This window comes from Photobacterium sp. GB-36 (assembly GCF_003026135.1).
In the GTDB taxonomy this organism is placed as follows: domain Bacteria; phylum Pseudomonadota; class Gammaproteobacteria; order Enterobacterales; family Vibrionaceae; genus Photobacterium.
In genome coordinates this window covers 124,656-145,666 of sequence record NZ_PYNY01000007.1, presented here as the reverse complement: position 1 = coordinate 145,666, position 21,011 = coordinate 124,656, and the positions used below count along the sequence as shown (strand labels likewise).

Annotated in this window: 21 protein-coding genes; 10 read left to right on the top strand and 11 right to left on the bottom strand. The window is 37.4% G+C overall.

Going from position 1 to position 21,011, the window contains the following annotated elements:
- Positions 1–25: 25 nt before the first annotated feature.
- Positions 26–919: a tRNA 2-thiocytidine(32) synthetase TtcA gene (ttcA, locus tag C9J46_RS09155; protein WP_107208217.1), complete on the top strand. Its 894-nt coding sequence runs from the start codon at positions 26–28 to the stop codon at positions 917–919.
- A gap of 63 nt (positions 920–982) precedes the next feature.
- On the opposite strand, the gene C9J46_RS09150 is transcribed toward ttcA, so the two are convergent.
- Positions 983–1,741, bottom strand: a complete 759-nt coding sequence (locus C9J46_RS09150) for a hypothetical protein (protein ID WP_107290798.1) — start codon at positions 1,739–1,741, stop codon at positions 983–985.
- 3 nt (positions 1,742–1,744) lie between these two features.
- Entirely contained in the window at positions 1,745–3,475 is a 1,731-nt protein-coding gene (locus C9J46_RS09145) for a trypsin-like serine protease (RefSeq protein WP_107290797.1), read from the bottom strand.
- A 166-nt stretch (positions 3,476–3,641) separates the two neighbouring features.
- Between C9J46_RS09145 and C9J46_RS09140 the strand changes: the two genes are divergently transcribed.
- Complete coding sequence (locus C9J46_RS09140; RefSeq protein ID WP_107208220.1) at positions 3,642–3,941, top strand: hypothetical protein; 300 nt, start codon at positions 3,642–3,644, stop codon at positions 3,939–3,941.
- A gap of 44 nt (positions 3,942–3,985) precedes the next feature.
- Here the strand turns inward: C9J46_RS09140 and uspE are convergent, their stop codons facing one another.
- The 5 genes from uspE to C9J46_RS09115 form a co-directional block, all read right to left on the bottom strand.
- Positions 3,986–4,927, bottom strand: coding sequence for a universal stress protein UspE (gene uspE, locus C9J46_RS09135; RefSeq protein WP_107246646.1), 942 nt, complete (start codon positions 4,925–4,927; stop codon positions 3,986–3,988).
- 271 nt (positions 4,928–5,198) lie between these two features.
- Complete coding sequence (locus tag C9J46_RS09130; protein WP_105060229.1) at positions 5,199–5,963, bottom strand: FNR family transcription factor; 765 nt, start codon at positions 5,961–5,963, stop codon at positions 5,199–5,201.
- A gap of 74 nt (positions 5,964–6,037) precedes the next feature.
- A complete protein-coding gene (locus tag C9J46_RS09125; protein WP_107208166.1) occupies positions 6,038–6,721 on the bottom strand; it encodes a sulfite exporter TauE/SafE family protein in 684 nt (227 codons plus the stop codon).
- Positions 6,714–6,935 carry a cbb3-type cytochrome oxidase assembly protein CcoS gene (ccoS, locus tag C9J46_RS09120; RefSeq protein WP_107208165.1) on the bottom strand — a complete coding sequence of 74 codons (222 nt, stop codon included), beginning with the start codon at positions 6,933–6,935 and terminating at the stop codon, positions 6,714–6,716. The genes C9J46_RS09125 and ccoS overlap by 8 nt, the downstream gene beginning before the upstream one ends.
- Positions 6,936–9,332 carry a heavy metal translocating P-type ATPase gene (locus C9J46_RS09115; RefSeq protein ID WP_107290796.1) on the bottom strand — a complete coding sequence of 799 codons (2,397 nt, stop codon included), beginning with the start codon at positions 9,330–9,332 and terminating at the stop codon, positions 6,936–6,938.
- A gap of 468 nt (positions 9,333–9,800) precedes the next feature.
- Here C9J46_RS09115 and C9J46_RS09105 point away from each other — a divergent pair, with 468 nt between their 5' ends.
- Positions 9,801–10,256, top strand: a complete 456-nt coding sequence (locus tag C9J46_RS09105; RefSeq protein WP_107290794.1) for a hypothetical protein — start codon at positions 9,801–9,803, stop codon at positions 10,254–10,256.
- Positions 10,257–10,302: 46 nt separating this feature from the next.
- Here C9J46_RS09105 and C9J46_RS09100 read toward each other — a convergent pair whose 3' ends face one another.
- Entirely contained in the window at positions 10,303–11,034 is a 732-nt protein-coding gene (locus C9J46_RS09100; RefSeq protein ID WP_107208162.1) for an SDR family oxidoreductase, read from the bottom strand.
- A 145-nt stretch (positions 11,035–11,179) separates the two neighbouring features.
- Between C9J46_RS09100 and C9J46_RS09095 the strand changes: the two genes are divergently transcribed.
- The 5 genes from C9J46_RS09095 to C9J46_RS09070 all read left to right on the top strand — a co-directional run bounded on the left by C9J46_RS09095 (position 11,180) and on the right by C9J46_RS09070 (position 17,012).
- Positions 11,180–12,343 (top strand): FIST signal transduction protein, encoded by a 1,164-nt coding sequence (locus C9J46_RS09095; protein ID WP_107208161.1) that lies wholly within the window; start codon positions 11,180–11,182, stop codon positions 12,341–12,343.
- 12 nt (positions 12,344–12,355) lie between these two features.
- Complete coding sequence (locus tag C9J46_RS09090; RefSeq protein WP_107208160.1) at positions 12,356–14,458, top strand: PAS domain-containing hybrid sensor histidine kinase/response regulator; 2,103 nt, start codon at positions 12,356–12,358, stop codon at positions 14,456–14,458.
- A 968-nt stretch (positions 14,459–15,426) separates the two neighbouring features.
- Positions 15,427–16,221, top strand: a complete 795-nt coding sequence (locus tag C9J46_RS09080) for a transcriptional regulator (RefSeq protein WP_107208158.1) — start codon at positions 15,427–15,429, stop codon at positions 16,219–16,221.
- Positions 16,214–16,651: a hypothetical protein gene (locus C9J46_RS09075; protein WP_107208157.1), complete on the top strand. Its 438-nt coding sequence runs from the start codon at positions 16,214–16,216 to the stop codon at positions 16,649–16,651. Before C9J46_RS09080 ends, C9J46_RS09075 begins: the two co-directional genes overlap by 8 nt.
- Positions 16,652–16,766: 115 nt before the next feature.
- Positions 16,767–17,012, top strand: coding sequence for a hypothetical protein (locus C9J46_RS09070; protein WP_107208156.1), 246 nt, complete (start codon positions 16,767–16,769; stop codon positions 17,010–17,012).
- 45 nt (positions 17,013–17,057) lie between these two features.
- On the opposite strand, the gene C9J46_RS09065 is transcribed toward C9J46_RS09070, so the two are convergent.
- Genes C9J46_RS09065 through matP form a run of 3 tightly spaced genes read right to left on the bottom strand, consistent with a single transcriptional unit; the run spans position 17,058 to position 18,334 of the window.
- Complete coding sequence (locus tag C9J46_RS09065) at positions 17,058–17,456, bottom strand: PPC domain-containing DNA-binding protein (protein ID WP_107260334.1); 399 nt, start codon at positions 17,454–17,456, stop codon at positions 17,058–17,060.
- A 55-nt stretch (positions 17,457–17,511) separates the two neighbouring features.
- The gene (locus C9J46_RS09060) at positions 17,512–17,817 is read right to left on the bottom strand and encodes a DUF3634 family protein (RefSeq protein WP_107208154.1); all 306 of its coding nucleotides are present in this window, start codon (positions 17,815–17,817) and stop codon (positions 17,512–17,514) included.
- A 52-nt stretch (positions 17,818–17,869) separates the two neighbouring features.
- Complete coding sequence (matP, locus tag C9J46_RS09055; protein ID WP_107208153.1) at positions 17,870–18,334, bottom strand: macrodomain Ter protein MatP; 465 nt, start codon at positions 18,332–18,334, stop codon at positions 17,870–17,872.
- A gap of 193 nt (positions 18,335–18,527) precedes the next feature.
- Between matP and C9J46_RS09050 the strand changes: the two genes are divergently transcribed.
- Both C9J46_RS09050 and fabA read left to right on the top strand, forming a co-directional pair.
- Positions 18,528–20,261: a Lon protease family protein gene (locus C9J46_RS09050; RefSeq protein WP_107246653.1), complete on the top strand. Its 1,734-nt coding sequence runs from the start codon at positions 18,528–18,530 to the stop codon at positions 20,259–20,261.
- Positions 20,262–20,329: 68 nt separating this feature from the next.
- The gene (gene fabA, locus C9J46_RS09045) at positions 20,330–20,845 is read left to right on the top strand and encodes a bifunctional 3-hydroxydecanoyl-ACP dehydratase/trans-2-decenoyl-ACP isomerase (RefSeq protein WP_107208151.1); all 516 of its coding nucleotides are present in this window, start codon (positions 20,330–20,332) and stop codon (positions 20,843–20,845) included.
- Positions 20,846–21,011: the final 166 nt, after the last annotated feature.

The window sequence follows — 21,011 nt, the reverse complement described above, 5'->3', positions numbered from 1 at the left end:
ATTACCGACGGTGAGAGAAGTAGTAATGAATCAGACAGATAATCGTAAAGAAGTACTTGAATTTAATAAGCTGCAAAAGCGTCTACGTCGTAATGTCGGTAACGCCATTATTGACTACAACATGATTGAAGAAAATGATGTTGTGATGGCATGTATCAGTGGCGGCAAGGACTCATTTGCGATGCTGGATATCTTATTGAACCTGCAAAAAGCAGCACCGATCAATTTTGAAGTTGTTGCGGTTAACTTAGATCAAAAGCAACCAGGTTTCCCTGAGCATATTCTGCCAGAGTACTTTTCTAGCTTAAATATCCCATACTATATCGTAGATAAAGACACTTACTCTGTAGTGAAAGAGAAAGTGGAAGAAGGTAAAACAACGTGTGGTCTTTGCTCTCGTTTGCGCCGTGGTACGCTGTACTCTTTTGCTGAGAAAATTGGTGCAACTAAGATCGCACTAGGGCACCACTTAGATGATATCGTTGAAACATTATTCTTAAACATGTTCCACGGCTCTCGTTTAAAGGCAATGCCGCCTAAGTTACGTTCTGATGATGGTCGTAATGTTGTTATTCGTCCATTAAGTTACTGTCGTGAAAAAGATCTAATTAAGTACGCAGAGCATAAAGCCTTCCCAATTATTCCTTGTAACCTGTGTGGCTCTCAAGAAAATCTACAACGTCAAAGTATTAAAGCGATGTTAATTGATTGGGACAAGAAAACACCAGGTCGCGTAGATGCTATCTTTAAATCTATCCAAAACATCAGTCCAAGCCAGTTAGCTGATAAAAATCTATTTGATTTTGTTAACTTGCCATTAGATCGTGAAGGTGAGAAGGCTGAGTATGCCTTTACTGAAGCGACGGTTTCTTCAACAAACATTGATGAGTCGATGTTTATTGATGTGACTAACGTTTAGTCACTACGTTGTTAAAATAATGGGCTAATAAACTTTGCCAAATACGACAAAGAATTTAGCCCTTTATTTAAGAAGCTCAGAAAATGCCTCACTGTTTCTTTTTACTGCATTATCGTTGTTACTCATCAACTGACTTTTGCTGGTTATCCATCCTTTATTATTCACGGTTCTTAAGTGGTATTCGTCTTTATTGTCAGTAATAAACGAACCTTCTGTTAAGTTATTTATTTGTGTAATCTTCCCTATATCTTGGCGTTGTGTGTTTTGAAGATCCCATGATGTTACCTTGTCACTTATTGTATTTATCTTTGATACTATTATTTGTTGTTCAGCACCATTTGGCATGGTGAAAACTAAGCTATCACCAATAGTTAAAATACTGAGTAACTCATCATTTATTTCCACAATACTTTCAATCGGTAGTATTGATATTCCTTGTTCTTGTTTCACTTTGTCTAGTAAATTGGGGCGGTAAAGCCAGAGATCTTCGCCTGTTAATAGATTAATCGGTGTATCAATTGTTGTCGCTACTTGATGATCATAACTATGAAGTTGTGGGTTACCTTCTAGATCTTCTTCAGCGACATAAGAAGGATCATCAATGATTATTTCTTCTTCCATACTTAATATTTTAAAATCTTTGGGCGCTTCAGCAACCTCATAAAGGTTTTTTGTTAATTGATTCTTATTTATTGTACGTGATGTATCACTTACAATTTCAGGTGTTTTTATTTCGTTAGCTGTTTTGTCGGGTTTAAAAATAAAGACACAGAGCAACCCAACAATCAGCGCTAAACCAGTATATCGGATCACTCTTTTCATACATTACTCGGTAATATTTAATTTAATATCAAGGTGTAAGTCTTTAGTGAAACCACGCTTATGTAAGCCCTTCACGTTAACGGATAAAGATCCAGAATATTCACCAATAGGTAAATCTTTATTGTCATCAGCGATAAAGCTCACACGTAACTCGCCATAAACAGGGCGCATATAACGACAATAGGCGGCATTGTTCATTATTGTCCACCCACAACCCATATAGCGTTCTCCGCGCAACATAATAGTTTGTTGTTCTCCGGTTTCTGTATTCGTTACATTTACTTTCAAACGACTATAACCTCGATTATAGCGACGCCAAACCACACGATTACGGTTCATTTTATTATCGGATAGATAATATACGCTGCCATAAATATCTTTTTCATAACGAGGAGAAACGTAAGGTGTTGAATCAGTAATGACTCCGTCACTTGGAAGTGCTGAAGTAATCTCGATATTTGTTGCAACGGTTACTTCATCTGAGTAAGAGCGGTTATAGAGACTTTTTACCATTAAACTAAAATCACCACTGTAAGTACCGATAGGCAATGTCGGATTATCTGCTTGAATAAATTCTAGTTTAAGTTGACCTAAGTTTGGCGCAGGGTAACACCATGCACTGTTATTAATACGTCCCCAGCCACAATGTGTTTTACGTTGACCTCGCAACCAGACTTCATGTTCTGTATTGTTTTCTTTTTGGGTTAATGCAACGGAAAATTTGGTCATTTTTCGTGGATAACGCCAAACAAATCGTTCAGGTCCAGAAACAACATTGTCGCCCTTAACATAATAAACAGAGCCTCGTACACTTTGCTCTAAAGGATCGGTTTCTATCGGTGCTTCATGGGTTAATAACCATGCAGGTTCCTCAACTGGCGGCTCATCTTCAATATCATCTACGGTTTTTAATACAGGAACGACACCTTTTAACCAATCAATATGTAAAGCAATAGGGACGTGACCTGAATACCCATATTGCCAGCCATACCACCATGACGAAATACCGACAGCAACAGGGTGTTCATTCCGTTGTTGCCAAATTGCAGAGCCACTATCACCTGGGCTTGCAAATGCCCATGCGTCTGTATTCTCAATGGCCTGATTAATTAAACAGTCTTGGTAATAATAACGAATATGTCCTTCACCATGTCGCTTACCAATATAGCCAAGTTGACCTAATGAACGTGAACCGAAGATACCAAATCCTGTGAAGGTAGTAGGGTTAAGTAGCAAATCAGTATTTAAATTATTGTCGACAAACGGTTGCTTAATGACATCACCATTTGCATCTAGGGGATCGGAGACTTTCGGGATTTTTGCGACCGCTATGTCATCACTGCAGCCAGTAAAGGTACGAAAATAGTTAGTAGAAATACCTGCAGCAATAATCGTCCCATCTTGTTGTTTAAACGAGACATATTGACCTGAATATTCTGAAGAATCAGAGCCTGATAAACAGTGTGCAGCCGTTAGTACATAGCTATGAGATTCATCACTCCCAAGCCATGTACCTGAACAATATCCGCTACCAATCACTAAACCGACGGAGCGAAATTGTTCAACATTCGCATTTTGTTCTAATACGCTACTAACATTATTGACGACACTTGGATCTAAACTTCCTCCTAATTCAATGTATTTACTATCGTTAATGCCTAATGAAAAAGCAGAAGCTGAAAACAACAGGGTGAGACAGCATATATAACGACTTAAAAAATGATAACTATTCATGACGTTAACCAGCCTAAAACGGTGTGTTTTTAAGAGTAGATTATCAATAAGAAGTCATTTTTATCAAAAATAAGACATTGTCAGTGGCACAACACATACCTAACAATATTCTTTGTGTTTTTAAGCTGATAACATGATTGGAAATATTTCGACGATAGAGACATGCATGTTACGCAGTATTTTAATCACAACGAGCCTTGTATTCATGGTGGGTTGTAGCTCTCATCAAGCACAAGAATTGGGGCTAGGTGGTGGGCAAGTTAATGGCTATGCGCAAAATATGACAAATGCTCAATTGTGCAGCATTTATTTAAAAGAACGGACGTCAAATCAGACTCGATCAGCTATTGCTTCTGAATGGAGTCGTCGCAAGTTAAGTCGAGCATATTGTAAAGAAAAAGCAAATGAGTGGTATCTTACCAAATTTGCCAAATGGCTAACGCTACAAGAATCTGAGAAGAAATAAATCGCATTCTATAAGAGAAAGGCCTCAATAGAGGCCTTTCTTACTTAATCGATATTAGGTGCTAATGGACTAACGTACCCATCAGGTTTTAAAGCTAATAAATCACAATTTAAACTATCAATCGTATTTTCAGCGGTATTTCCTATAAAGACAGCCGATAATCCAGTCCGACCTGTTGTTCCTAATATAACAAGTTCTGCTTTTATATCTTCAGCAACTTGAGGAATAATATCTTCAGGTAAACCTTCAAGCACATGAGTTTGCTCTTCACTAATTCCATATTTTTGACGGAGTGCTTTCATCGTCGTTAGGTGATACCCACGTACAGCATCGGTATAACTAGCAGGATCAAATTCAGGTAATTCAATCGTAATATTTACCGGTGTTGCAGGGTAAGCATTAACTAAATTAACTTCGGCATTAGCGATAGAAGCAAACGCAAATGATTCTTTGACGATTTTTTCGTTAAGCTCCTCGTGAGTTTCATCATCGGTAGAGATATTGACGCAACCTAATACTTTGCCGTGCTCAGGCCAGTTATTACCTTTAACTAAAAGTACAGGAATAGGGCATTTACGAAGCAGATGCCAATCTGTTGGTGTGAAAATCACAGAGCCTAAACGATCATGTTCATGAGTGGCTTTGATAAGTAAATCAATGTCTTGGCTATATACATCAGCAATGATGGCCTCATAAGGACGATTATGCCAAACCACTTTAATTTCTATATCAACGTCTTTTTCTAAGTAAGGCTGAATGATTTCCTTTAACCACTCTTCTCGCTGCATTACCACACCGCGACGCATAGCATCACGTTCGTCTGATGATAACATTGACGTCATTTCATAAGAGAAATCATAAATAGCTAAGAAAATAATAATTTTTACATCTTTGCTCATTTTAGCAAGATGAACAGCGCGCGAGATCGCTGGTTGTTGTTCTTTTTCAGGATCTGCGACGACTAATATATTTTTATACTTTTGCATAATGCCTCCTTTACACAACTGTGTAGGCAATCTCTTGATAAGTTGAATTTAAAACAGGTATAACAACGGCTATGTACTTAGATATCAAAAGATTAAATAAATCCTTATAAATACTGTAACCTAGAATAGAAAGATATGGGAACGATAATAGAGAAAATTATGTAAACTTTGATACGCTGGACAAATAAATATAAGAAATAGCGGATTAGCGAAATAAAAAAGCACCGTATAAACGATGCTTTAAAATTTAAAAAGGATAGGGTTAAAACGATTATTGTGGAGGTAATGTGTTACTTTTAGCCACACCAGCAAGACGAGCTAACTCATCGTGATCAATAATTGTAATGTATTTACCTTTTACACTTAACATCTCAGATTTCTGGAAACGCCCTAATAAACGACTGATAGTCTCAACCGTTAAGCCTAAGTAGTTACCAATATCACCGCGTGTCATTGTTAAACGGAATTCACGTGGAGAAAAACCGCGCTGAGAAAAACGTAGTGATAAGTTATATAAGAAAGCGGCAAGACGTTCTTCAGCATTCTTTTTAGAAAGCAGCAAGATCATTTCCTGATCGCCTTTAATCTCATTGCTCATTAAGCGCATGATTTGTTGACGAAGCTTTGGCATTTTACCAGAAAGATCATCAAGGATTTCAAATGGGATTTCACACACCATTGATGTTTCAAGTGATTGAGCAAAACTTGGATGCTGCATTTCATTGATCGCATCAAAACCTACTAAATCACCTGCAAGATGGAAGGCAGTAATTTGCTCGTCACCTTGTTCGGTAATGGTGTAGCTCTTAATGGTGCCAGAACGAATAGCATATAACGATTTTAGTTCGTCACCTGCTTTAAATAGCTCCTGACCTTTTTGGATCGGTTTTTTTCGTTCTATGATTTGATCCAGTTGGTCTAGCTCAGACTCATTCAGCGTGAAAGGAATGCATAACTGACTAATACTGCAATCTTGGCAGTGAATTGCACACCCACCTGATTGGATACGTTTTGTTGTAAGCTTGTCTGAAATCATATGCCTGTCTAACCAATTTGATGTAGGTCAATATTTTAACATATTATGAAGCATTATTACGAGTAATAAAAAGGTCACAATATTTGTTTGATTGCTATATAACCAGTTTGAATGCCATAAACCATTAATAATAATGCACTAACACGCCTAAAATAGAGGTTCTTTAGACATATTTTTAACTGTGTCGCAAAACCGCCAACCGCTAACATTGCAGGTAATGTACCTAACCCGAAAGCAAGCATTACTATTGCACCATTTAGAGCACTTCCAGAAACAGCTGCCCATGTTAAAGTTGAATAAACTAAACCGCAAGGTAGCCAGCCCCAGAGAAAACCAAATGGCAAAGCTTTTATCGGTGATTTAAGGGGAAGAAATGATGAGGCTAGTGGTGAGATATATCGCCATACCACTTGCCCAACACGTTCAATTTTGTTTAACCCAAACCACCATTGGCCAATATATAACGCTAAAATAATCATCATAATTGCTGCTAAAAAGCGCATGAATATCAATGGGCTATTAGATCCATTAATGGTAGCAATACTCGCAAGCATTGCGCCTATAATTGCCCCCGCAACTGTATAAGCGACTAATCTTCCAAAATTATAATTTAATAGATAAATCCAACGTTTACTGTTTTTTGTGTTTTCTGGCATACCGATTGTGATCGCAGCAGCAACACCACCACACATACCAATGCAATGGCCAGCGCCCATTAAGCCGATTAAAAAGGCAGCATAAAAATCTAAATTAACCATTATTGCTATCTTGATCGTTACTTGGCTTTTTTTCTATTAATTCAGAATTGGAAACTGTGTTTTTATGTTTAGTATCATCTTCGTCGAACAAAATATCATATCCACGACGCTCTAAATCATCAAATTGCTCACTTTTCACTGCCCATAAAAATATACCGATAGCAATACAGACAAAAACAATAGCGATAGGTATTAATATGTAAAGACTTTCCATTTATTTTAATAACCTTAAAGAATTTGATACAACAATGATCGAGCTTGCTGACATACCGACAACGGCAAAATAGGGCGCCACCAGTCCTGAAATAGCCAGAGGTAGGATTATCAAGTTATAGCCAAGCGCCCAAGATAAATTTTCTCGAATAATTTTTCGAGTTTTCAATGCTAAAGTACGGGCTTCTAAGATACGTTCTAATTTATCGCCAACTAGTACCATATCTGCTGAAGATTTAGCTATATCTGTTCCACCACCCATAGCAACAGAAAGGTGAGCGCCTGCGAGAACAGGGGCGTCATTGACACCATCACCTATCATTAATACTACGTCATCTGCTAATAATTCGTTCAAATACGCCAACTTTCCTTGTGGTGTTTGGTTAGCTATAACCTCATCAATATTCAGTTGTTTAGCAACGTTATTGGCATGAACAGTATTATCACCCGTTAACATTGTTACGTTAATACCATGTTGCTGACATTGTTTAACTAAAAGAGCGCTTTCTTGACGGATTGGGTCGTCTAATTTAAATGCTGCAATAGGTTGCTGATTGCAAGTTAACCATACCGAGAATTCATTACTATTTTTAAACGATTGATTATTTTCAATATCAAGAGCAAAACTATATTTACCAATGCGCCACTCATCACCATTCAGCGTTGCTTTCAAACCACAACCAATCACATTCTCGACCTTATCAAAAAGTACGCTTTGTAGGCGATATTGGCTAAAAGCTTGAGCAATAGGGTGATTGGCGAAACGCTCTAATTCAGCAGCAATCATCAACGTTTTGTCTTGCTCTATGTTTCCGAATGTACGCGTTTCAACTAAGCGAATGTTACCTTCAGTTAAGGTGCCTGTTTTGTCTAATACCAGTCGATTAACGTTACATAGCGTTTCTAATACATGCCCTTGACGAAGCAATATCCCTAATTTACTAAGTGTAGACGTTGAACAGGTAATAGCCGTTGGTGTGGCTAATGATAGGGCACACGGACAGGTGGCAACTAAGACAGCTAATGTGATCCATAATGCATCATCAGGTTGATTTTGATGCCAATAATACCAAGTGCTAGCTGCGATAATCAGTATTGCAGCAACAAAATAGCGAGCTACATTATCGGCTAACTCTGCCACTTTAGGTTTTGAGAGTTGAGCTTCATCTTGCAAGCGTACGATATTAGAAATAAGTGAGTCATTTCTATTGACTGTAACTGTCATTGTGACATTGGCATCACCGTTAATCGTCCCTGCATACACCTTATCTCCAATCGCGCGAGTGACAGGCACTGACTCTCCCGTTAACATGGATTCATTAACGGTTGTTAATCCTTTATTTATTTCACCATCTGCAGGGAAATGCTCCCCTGGTAATATAGTGACAACGTCACCTATTTTAAGCGTTTTTGCTGCAACTTGTTCACCATTAGCAAGCGTAGCCATATTTGGTATGAGTTTTAACAAATTTGCACTGGCGGCCGCTGCTTGTCGACGGGCACGCATTTCTAAGAATCGACCCAATAGTAAAAAGAACGTAAACATTGAAATGGATTCAAAGAATACTTCGCCTTTTGCCATAACAGTTGCGTATAAACTTGCACCGTAAGCAAACAATAAAGCGATTGAAACAGGCACATCCATACCTAATGTGAAGGCTTTTAGGCTTCTCCACGCATTAATATAAAAAGGGAGTGCTGAGTAGAGTAAAACGGGGGTGGAAAAAATTAGGCTTACCCAACGGAGGTAGTTTTTAAACTCACTATCTAGATCGCCAAAGACTTCAAAATAGAGCGCAAATGCAAGCATCATCACCTGCATGGTAGCAATGCCCGCAATACCTAGCTTATACAAATATTGCTTCATTATGTTGTGGTATTGTAGCTCTTGAGCATCAGCTTCAAAGGGTGATGCTTGATAGCCAATATTATGGATAACCGTTAATAAATGGCTGAGTTGTACTTTTTCAGTATCCCAAACGAGCAATGCACGATTGGTCGTAGTATTTACACGAATGGAAATAACACCATCTTCGCGTACTAATTGCTTTTCAATTAACCATGCGCAAGCAGCACAAGAGACACCTTCAACAGAAAGGGACACCTCACTGAAATTTTGATCTGTCGTTCGTACGAAATCTTGCTGAATATCTGCATGATCATAAAGGGAGAGAGACTTAAACTGTTCGGGGACTAAATCGGCTTTTTCGGCAGGCTCAGTTCGGTACTCGTAATACGAAGTAAGGCCACTTTTAACAATCGTTGTTGCAACGGCTTCACAGCCAGGACAACACATAGATCGAAGTTGGCCTAATATTTCGACTTCAAATTGGCAACCACTAGGAACAGGATCACCGCAGTGGTAGCACTCATCATGAACATGTTTTTCTATTGTCATTCCTTACTCTGCCCGTACAACGAAGTCGGAGAAGGTGATGGTACGTTACACGTCCTTGTAAACTCCAATCACTTTTAAAAGGTTCAATATCAACTAACCATGGGCCAATTAAAGATTCCGGTGTGATAAGTACCTTTTACGTAGGTCATGATCATTTGGCTAATATCTTTATCCGGAATAATTCGTATATTCGCATTAATATTTAAAGTATCAACCTCCCGAAAACGAGAACGAACTACATTAATAATAGTAATCCATATCCCCAAAAATGGTGACATTCGACCTTGCTCCTCTGATTACTCATCAAAACAAGATTCAAATTGCTATTTTTTTGTAGAAGTGGCATTTTCATTTCTCATAATACTTGAGCTAACACATTTTTCAGAGTGGGGTGACCACATTACATTTACGCTTAAGTAACAGTATGTGAGAATTTTGAGCTCTGTAACACAGGAATATTTGTAAAATATGGCAGCAGAAAAACTAACCCGTGGTCGTTTAATCCAAATAATAGTGTTAATGACTATATTGATTTCAGCTTTTTTTTGGAGAACAGTGACATATACATCTCCCGAAGGTGAAGATAGTCTTAAAGATGGAGTGAAAATATGTCAATTAGACACAACAAATTGTCAGTATTTGTTAGATGATAAGAACGTTGATGTACAGCTTTTAACAAAAAAAATATCTGCACAAGTACCAATTCTATTACAAATAACCAACATGGATGTTAAACCGTCAGCTACTGCTTCAGGTGTTTCAATGAATATGGGAACGGTACCCATTATGTTTACGCAGCATAATAAGAACACTTGGGTGGGAGAGTTTACCGTTCCAGCATGTACACATAACTCAATGGTTTGGGAAATAGATATAACGGCTAAAAACACGACAATGATTGCCCAATTTACCGTAACTAAATAATATTAGAAATAGCACTTCTTAATATGAACATTTACTGAAGTGCTATTTACTCGCAATAAATCATTTTCTTTGTCATCCCGCCATCCACAACAAAATTTTGCCCCGTTATGAAACCTTGGCTACAAAGTAAAAAATCAACCATTTCAGCTATATCATTGACATTTCCAACTCTTCCAGACAAGTGCTGCTGATGATCGATACCTCGTAATTGACTCGTATCTGTATGAATCCAACCCGGTGAAATACAGTTTACTTTTATATTAGGAGATAAACTCACAGCGAGTGCATGAGTTAATGATACCAATCCACCTTTACTTGCAGCGTAAGCTTCGGTGTTTGGTTCAGACTGTAGATATCTTGTTGAGCTCATATTAATAATATGTCCTTTACTTTCAGTAAGTAAAGGTAGGCACTGCTGACTCATGGCTAAAGGGGATGTTAAGTTAACATTTAAAATATGGTGCCATTCATCTAACGGTAATTGGTGTAAGGGAGTATTGTAAGGGTTGGAAATAGCAGCATTATTGATGAGACCATCTAGTCTTCCAAATTGACATTTCACCCAATCTAACGTGTTTTTAATATCCGATATTTGAGTAACGTCCGTTAAACGAAACCGAATACGTGGTTCTTCATTGACTAAATCATATCCGGCTTGTTCATTGATATCTAATGCGATAACGATAACGTTTTTTTGTGCCAAATATTTACAAATCCCTTTGCCGATACCATTAGCACCACCGGTGACAATAACGATTTTATTTAAGCTTAAATCCACTTTAATAATCCTTAGCTTACAAATATTTGCATCATGATACGATAAGATAAGCTAATCTAATAAGAGGTAGGTAAAATTCTGACTTAAAATGTGCAAATAACTGATAATATTAATCATGAGTTAATTCAAGGATGAGTCTATTGATATGGATATAACAACAAGTTACTCAATACAATCTTCATCTTTCGAAGCTATTAATGAGGCTATTGATAAGCTAAATCTAAAAATTGCAACGCCTTCTTTGCTGCTTATCTATTATTCTGAAAATTATGACATCAATATTTTCCAAGCCGAACTCAAAAAGTCATTTCCCCATACCGCTATTTTAGGTTGTACGTCATGTCAGGGCTTTATGACAAATGAAGGCTATTTTAGTGGAACAGGTTTAGCATTATGGGCAATTAATGATTATCACGGAGCATATGGCACGGCCATTATTTCGAATTTTGAGACGCCTTATGAAATGGCAAGGCAAGCAACATTAAAAGCGATTCATAATAGCGGTCGAGTTGGCGAGTTGCCATCACTTATTTTATTACATGCAACACCGGGTTACGAAGAACAAATTATTCAAGGAATAGAAAAAGAGTTGGGCTGTACCGTTCCTATTATTGGCGGCTCAGCTGCTGACGATTTCATTGCAGAGAAATGGCAAATATTTAATGTTGAACAACAAACAGGTCAGGGGATTGGTATCGCTGTTTTTTATCCGACCTGCGAAGTAAGCCTTTCATTTCATTCAGGTTATGCTAGTACAGGCTTATCAGCAATAGCAACTAAAGTTGAACATAGAGAAGTTATAGAGCTCGATAATAAACCCGCAGCGGATGTCTATCAACAATGGATGAAGATTCCATTTGATACCAACAGCAACATAATAAGTGAAAGCAGTTTAAATCCTTTAGGACGTTTTGCTGGAGAATATTTTGATTTACCTTATTTTAAATTAGCTCATCCTGCACATATTACACAACGCAAGGGCATCGAAATGTTTGCTGAAGTAAAGCAAGGGGATCGCTTGTACTTTATGAACGGCACTGATGAACGACTGATTTCTAGAGCAAGTCGGGTAGTTAAAGCATCAAATGGTAATAAGCTTAATCCAATAGGTGGCATTACGATTTTTTGTGCCGGATGCATGTTAAAAATAAAAAATCGTATGGATGATGTTGCTAGCGGTGTAAATATTGCAATGTTAAATAAGCCTTATGTTTCTCCATTTACCTTTGGTGAACAGGGGCAATTCATCAGTGGTGAAAATGCGCACGGTAACTTAATGATTTCAGCAGCTATTTTTCATAAAGGGTAGGTTGTTAATACTATGATAAGTTCTGAATCTGAAAAGCTACAAGAAACAGTCATTGATTTATTACGCAGTCAAGAACGAGAAAGCCAATTACAAGATGAGAATGAAGCCATCTTAGAAGGCATCTCGGCAATGGCGGGTGCGAATGATAAACGTCAAGTATTCAATAGCTTATTAGAAGTCCTACGCAAGTTTATTGGTTTTGATCAAGCGCTAGTTCTGACTAGAGAAGACGAGCAAGAGCTGCTTGATGTGCTGGTCAGTACTGATAATCGTTTTAGTACAAACTCTTGGCTTATGGAAAGTACATTTAGACGAGCGATTAATGGTGAATGCATTGCACTATATTCTCCTAAAGATATTGTTGAATTTAGTACGCAATCGATTGAAGCATTAAATGACTACAGTTCGGCATTATTAACGGGGGTTAAAGTAAGCTCAAGTGATGCTGTTATGATTTTAATGAGCCACGATAAAAGTCAGTTCACACCAAGATGCAGGCGAGTGCTTAATAGATTTAGACCATTACTTGCACGTGCGATCATCGATATAGATTATCGAGAACGGCTGCAATCTTTAGTGGCAGCCCGAACTCAACAACTGACATTTAGTCAGCAACGATTTAAAGATTTTGCCAAAACAGCAGGTGATTGGTTTTGGGAAATTGATGTTGATTATAACTTTACCTATATTTCAGAACCTCAAGTCGCTAATACACAAATTGCCTGTGATAACTTTATAGAATTCTTTAATAACTACCCACTGTTCCAACAAAAAATGACGAATAAGCTCTCGCAGCAAGTTGTCTTTGAAGACGTAGAATGGAATCTTAGCGTTGATAATACTGAGCAGTGGTACAGCTTTAGTGGCACCCCTTATTTTGATAAGTATGGAAAACTACAAGGATTTCGCGGAACAGCTAAAAACATAACGAGCAGAAAAAAACGTTTATTTGACTTACAGGAAGCGCAAAAGCAAGCAGAAACAGCCAACAAAGCTAAATCTCAATTTATCGCAATGATGAGTCATGAGATACGAACACCACTTAATGCGGTGTTAGGTTTAATGGAATCGCTATCTTTATCTGGCTTGAATAATAAGCAAAATCTTTGGTTGTCACAGATGGACCAGTCAGCACATTTATTGCTGACGATTATCAATGACATCTTAGACTTATCAAGAATAGAATCGGGGAGTTTTAGGCTTTTCAATAGTGATATTAATGTTGTGGAAAGTATAAGGCTTGTCTCTGATCAATTAGCACCACAAGCAACTAAGAATAATGTTCAATTTCAATGTGAAATTGACGATGCGATCCCTAAACAAATCTACGGTGACAAAAATCGAATTGCTCAAGTGTTATTTAATTTAATCGGCAATGCCGTTAAATTTACGAGTATTGGTTCGGTTCGCGTTGTTGCTCGTAAAGTTGACGATAACATTGAAATAGCAGTCATCGATACCGGTATTGGTATTGCTAAAGATGCACAAGCAAATATCTTTAATCCATTTCATCAAGCGGATGGAAGTATCACACGTCGTTATGGCGGCACAGGTTTGGGCTTGGCGATTAGCCAGCATTTGATCGAAAAGATGAACGGAACAATATCACTTGAAAGTGAATTAGGAACGGGAAGTTGTTTTAAAATTTCTATTCCTATTATTTATCCATCATTGAAGAGTTGTGAAGCTGACACTAAATTTAAAAATAAATCGGATTGCTCTTTAAATATTTTATTAGCAGAAGATAGTAACACCAATCAGTTGGTTGCTAAGTTGATGTTAGAGCGGCGAGGACATAAAGTTGCGATAACTAACAACGGAAAGGAAGCGATAAATGTACTGTTACAGGGTCACAATAAGTTTGATTTAGTGCTAATGGATATTTCTATGCCTATTTTAGATGGCTTAGAAGCAACAAAACAACTTAGACAGAGAAAAATTAGTATTCCAATCGTCGCATTAACCGCGAACGCGATGCAAAGTGACCAGAAAATTTATCATGATATTGGTATGGATGGCTTTTTAGCAAAACCAATCTGTTCAAACGAGCTAGATGCGTTGCTGGAAAAATACCAAGAACTTAAAGAAAACCAGCAATCAGAAAGTACGATTTAGAGATTCGTATTAATCGAATCTCTAGTAATTAACAGCAAGCTTTAAGTACAAGGCAAACTGAACATTTGCAGCAGTATTTAAAATTGATGTTAATTACCTATTTTATGGTAAATAGCCAATACTGTTAAATACAATAATCAACCCACAAGCAGAGTAGAGATATTAGATACAAAGTAGGAAAAACAAGATCATACATAGTTACCTCGACACATTATTTAACATAATATACATAATGCGCACTTAGATTATAGGCCCCAAGGTAAAGTGTCTCTTTTCTGCAAAGCTAAAATGTCCTGTTTTTCTATAGTGATCAGTATCTGCTGATCAATGTGAGTTAAACAAAATATGTTGTGCTGCTCAGCTTCTTAATGTCATTGTTCGTCAGGTTCAACGATTAATAACACGCTATCGAGATCTTGGTGCTGTTGGTTTAGTGCATCAACGTCGTGGACAATCGCCAGGCAACAAAATTAATACTGATATACGCCATCAATGTTTAAACCTGCTCCACGAATATTACGCAGACTTCGGACCCACATTGGCACGTGAAAAATTGATTGAACGCCACGAATTGGATTAGAAACCTTACGCCAATGGATGATCGCTGATGGCCTTTGGGTGCCACCGGCAAACTGATGAGCTTACGTTTTAGCGAAACAGAATCTGCGTTTGATTACATAGTTGCCACGCATGCATATGTTGAACATCATGGCAAACCCACTGCTTTTTACAGTGATCGCCATGCGTAAGTAAACGGGATGCAGAAACCAACCGTGTGACTCAGTTTGGTCGTGTATTGCATGACTTAAACATTGAATTGATTGAAAAACCGAAAAATTTATAAACATATAATGATATGACAAGCAGATGGTTGCATCAATATAGAATTCGATACCTTTTTTGTATAAAATAGCCTCTCTTTTTGAGTAGTTATCCCCTTTGACAACTCTATTATTGATAAGTAAATAATGAACGATGAAGTAAACAACGGAATAGAACGTTTTGGTCGTTTTGATGTTGATTATTCGCGAAGAACGATCACCCGTATAAGTGATAATGCTGTTTTAAAAGTCTCACGCTCAGAGACTCATATCTTTGCTTTATTAGCAAACACCGCAAACAATACTGTACATAGAGAAACATTACTAAAAGAGTGCTGGCAAGGAAAAGTAGTAACGAATAATTCGTTAACTGTAGCGATAAAAAACCTTCGCACTTCATTTAGTAAAATCGGTGAGCATAATATCATCACAACTGAGCCAAAACTTGGTTACTCAATTAGAGAAACCTCTCTGCTTGATGATGGTTCTCATCCGCCTCTGTCTGAAGATATTAGTAAACATATAGAAGCTCATGAAATTGCAGAAAAGTTAGAATTAGAAGAGCATCAAGAAAGCATTATTGATAAACCAGTAATTACTGAGAAGAAAAAAAAATTCAGCTTACTCAATAAATTAAATACATTCAGCCTATTTGATTTTCTGATTGTTTGCTTTTTCTTTTTAGCTACTTTATTTGTCTGTTACCAGTACTTATTTTTTGTTAATACAACTGATGTTGATGGTATATCTGTTAATTATAATGGCGTTGAATTACCAAATCCTGTTACACAGGCAATCATTGATTATAAAGCAGGCGATATAAGTCAATGGTATGCATTCCCTATCGGTGGATTGTGTGAGCGTTATAAATTAATAGGTGTGCATAATGAGCACTATATTGACTTAACTTCACAGGTGAACCAGGAGCAGTGCGATGCTTAAAAAAGCTTTCCTTGGCATATTCCTAGCTCTATTGTTTATTATTGTCCAAGCGATTTTTAATGCTGTCAGCACACAGTCGGCATATTTATTTACTAAGGAATACCCTGCTTTTGGCTCTGAAATTATAAAGGTTGACCTAAATGATGGGCGAATTAAGATTAATACAATTAGAAAAGATAAAGAAAATCGAGTTATTTCATCATCTTTATTTAGTGGTGTATTTTTAAAAATTCAAAATCATTATTACACTTTTGGTGTTAAGCAATTAAATAAAAGTCGTGAAGTCGATTTCACTTTTAGTAACTTCTATATTGATTATCTTCGAACAAAAGAAGCTGTTTATATCTCCGATGACAGAGGCATTCTAGAGCTAGCTTCAGGTAAGTCTATTTACCTAAGTAGCCTACTATTAGGTCAAAAGATACGCTAAAAATAAGCCGGTGTTTGCCGGTTTATTTTTAGCTAACAACACTAAGTTATAGTGCGCTAGGATGGTGACGTTTTGATTAAAAATTGATATATTATAGAGAGTTAAGGAGTATCTAATGGCAATAACAATCCGTGATATCGATAAGCATTATTATATGATTGAGTCTCTTAAATCATTAACGAATAGTAATGTTACAACCAAAGCGCTGATAAAAGGTGGCTATTTAGCCGTAGATTTAGGTCAACAATTAGAAGATGAACGACTAAAAAGAATAAAAGCAGAGAGTGAACTTCAGGAATTAAAGCAAAAGTTTTCATCTTATATAAAAAGTAAAGAAGAGTTATTAGATGCATTAAAGTAGATTTAATAACAAGTTAAACTTATCTTTAACTTGTTATTATTCGCTTCACTTTGCACAAATTTTCAGCTCATCAAATCGTGTTGATTCGTCATACTCTCGGTTAAATGATAAATTTGTATAACTCGCAATACAAACTTCTGCAGTATAAGAAACAATACTTCCATCAACAAGATGGCCACCTATTACCTGCCCTTTTTTATCAGCTACCGAAATATGAAGATGGACATGCTGTGGTGTTAATGTTCCTGATAATGTAAGAATTTCCAGAGGGCCAGAAACCTCTATTGTCTTAGATTCATCAGCCAATCGTATAATCACTTTAGACAAACAACCAATGCCTGAAAGTAAACTTCCTGCTTGGATCTTATTGTCTTGTACAAAGTGCAGAATACTCTTTTTAAGATCTTTACCTTGGGTTAATCGAAACGCGTATGGAATAATCACAATTGACTCTTTTAAATAGTAAGTGTAATAAACGTTTTATTACACTTACTTCCAATTAAGCACGTTTGCCCTTTTTAGTTGAATGAGAGCTATGAGGGAAAACATTACGAATACGTTGCTTTGTTTTACTTGGAATATCCTTTGAAAAATCAATTTTTGTAGTGAATCGATTTTTATAAACTTTGATATGACCACTAAAAGGTGTTTTATGTGCGATTTCTTTACATGCGGTTTGAAAGCCAGTCGGTACACTCCCTTTCGTTTTTATCAGTTCGCCATTTTCAAATTTCAAAACCATAATAGGACGATCTTTAAAGACGATAAAAATAACAACTACTGCTAAAACAAGTACATATTCCATTTGCTTACTCCTTAAACGTAACCTTTAAAAGAACAGCAACCACCAAAAAACGTTATTTATCAAAGGATTCAATGTTCAGTAGTTCTGTCAGGTTATTCTTGATATCACTAACCTGTTTGTTAGCTCGCTCTGTTCGGTTACTTTCACTGATCAAATATTCGATAGTATCGGATAATGTAGAACCTAACTCTTGCGATTTTTCTGCCAACTTTTCCCAAACACGGAAATCTAAATCGATTGATTTTTTTCGTGTATGTACTTGTTCTGCATTAAAATGGCGCTTTCTTTTTGCTCGAATCGCTTGTTTTAATTTATTTTCAAGCGCAGGAGACATATTTGAACCGATCCATTCAATCACTTTTGTTGGTTCGTGTTCAATATCGAAAAGAGCCTCAACAGCAGCTTCTGCTTCACTGCGATCAATAAAGCGTGTAATTGATTCGCCTTCCTTGTGTTTTTTTACTAAATAAGCCCATTTCCAACCGGATTCAAGATTTTCAAGCTGCTGATATTTCATAAAATTACAATTTTCTCATCGTCAACGAAAAACGCGTTACAGTGTAACTCTGGCATTCTTAAATAACAATCACCTATATAGAATAACCGATTGTTTTTATGAAACATAAATATAGCTCATAAGTTTCTATTATGAGCTCTTTGATTGTTTTATACTGCTTACCTTTTCACAGTAACAATAGAAAGCTAAATTTATGCATGAAGAATCTTGGCGTACAATGTTTCCTGATTATAGCCAGTACCAAACAACTCTAGAACATTATAGTAATCTTGAACCCGCGACAGTTGGTACTCTTCAACCTCGACTATCAGATGCCGTACGCCGCTTCAGCGCGCTTAATTTACAGCCTCGTATTCTACGTATTACGGCGCCTGATAACACGTTGTATCGTGACTATATTATTGAACTCATAAAAAAATACCAATATCAAAGTAGTAATAATACATCTAGCTCACAAACGAGTGAAAATGAGCAACCGATCATCATCGCGGGTGATGATATTACTGCTGAAAAACTATTTGGTGCCGTCTATCCTGCTCTAGAGTCAAATAGTTTAGCAAAACCAAGCGTTAAGCATGGTTTATTACACCAAGCAAATAATGGATATTTGATTTTATCAATCACCGCCCTTCTCAGTAATCCATCGTTATGGCCGCGTTTAAAAAGCGTACTAATGGACGGCATGCTAGATTGGGAGGCCGCTAACAAAAAAGTACTATGCCCCTTACCTGCGCCTGAGAAGGTAAATGTAAAACTGGTAATCATTGGTGATCGTCATTTAATGGCAGAACTTGATCATGCTGAGCCTGATCTTGCCGCTGGTTTTGCTATGTACGGTGAATTTGAACAAGATCTCTTATTAAACGAATCCAATCTTGAAGAGTATCTTCGTTATATAAAGGCGATTATTACTCATCATAAACTGCCAGACTTGGCTGATACGGACGCTGTAACTGCACTGCTATGTGCAGGTGCGCGTTATGCTGAAGATCAAACACGCTTACCACTTTGTTTGCTTTGGCACCTAAATCTATTGTCTGAAGCAAGTATAGAGACAGACGGCAAAGTTTTAACGGCAACGAATATTAAAGCATCACTTCGCGCTAAAGAATATCGTGAGTCTTATTTGCCAGAACGCGCTATTGCTGATATTCACCATGGCCAAGTCCTGATTGCTAGTGAAGGTAAAGAAGTGGGTCAGGTTAATGGTTTAACCGTGGTTGAAATGCCTGGACACCCAACAGCCTATGGCGAGCCGGCTCGTATTTCTTGTGTGGTTCACTTTGGTGACGGCGATATTTCTGATGTCGAACGTAAAGTTGAACTGGGCGGAAATATTCACGCGAAAGGCATGATGATCATGCAAGCGTTTGTTGCAACAGCGCTAGATTTAGATCAAGCCCTGCCTTACTCAGCGTCCATTGTTTTTGAACAGTCATACTCTGAAGTCGATGGTGACAGTGCCTCTCTTGCAGAACTCTGTGCATTAATGTCTGCATTATCTTCACAGCCTATTAATCAGCAAATAGCGGTAACCGGTGCTGTTGATCAGTTTGGCCGTGTACAAGCTGTAGGTGGGATTAATGAAAAAATCGAAGGCTTCTATAAAGTGTGTGTTCATCGAGGGTTAACTGGTAATCAGGGTGTTATATTACCAAAGACTAACTTGAGTAACCTTTGTTTAAATGATGAAGTCATTGAAGCAATAAAAGCGAAGCAGTTCCACATCTGGGCAATAGAGAACGTTGATGAAGCGATCCCTCTTTTAACGGATAAGCCATTCCGTAGCGAGAATGATGAAGATGAAACGATTTTATCTTTGATTGAAGAAAGAATTGATTATTTCCACCATGGTGACCTTTCAAATGAGATTGGTCTGTTAAATCGCCTACGTTTACGTATATCTAACTGGTTTGTCCAGAACTGATCCGAGTTGTTTAGCTTACACGTGTAAGCTAAATTGCTCCCATACATTTGAAGGAGTAATTGATTCTAATGACACGCCAGCATTCTTATACACACGAAGAACTTGTCGCTTGTGGCAACAGCGAACTATACGGTCCTGACTTCCCATCATTACCATCAGATAACATGCTAATGATTGACCGTATCGTAAATATCACCGATAAAGATGGTGATCACGGCAAAGGTTTTATTGTCGCCGAATTAGATATCAATCCTGACTTATGGTTTTTTAACTGTCACTTTAAAGGTGATCCTGTAATGCCTGGTTGCCTTGGTCTTGATGCAATGTGGCAACTAGTAGGCTTCTTCCTTGGTTGGTCTGGCGGTGAAGGCAAAGGTCGAGCACTGGGTGTGGGTGAAGTTAAATTTACAGGTCAAATTCTCCCGACAGCCAAAAAAGTAACTTATGAAATTCAGTTTAAGCGTGTTATCAACCGTAAGCTAATCATGGGTGTTGCTGATGGCCGTGTACTGGTAGACGGTAAAGAAATCTACGTTGCTAAAGATTTAAAAGTGGGTCTTTTTAAAGATACTGACAATTTCTAATCAGTGTGGCGAATCTAAATACTCAGCCCTGAGGCATTTATGTCTCGGGGCTTTTTTTATCCACCAGCATAATAACCTTGTATCTCTTCTACGTACTTATCCGTTACATGACTCTGACAAATCAACGAATTAAAAATAATAACACTCTTTAGTTTGCAATCACAAA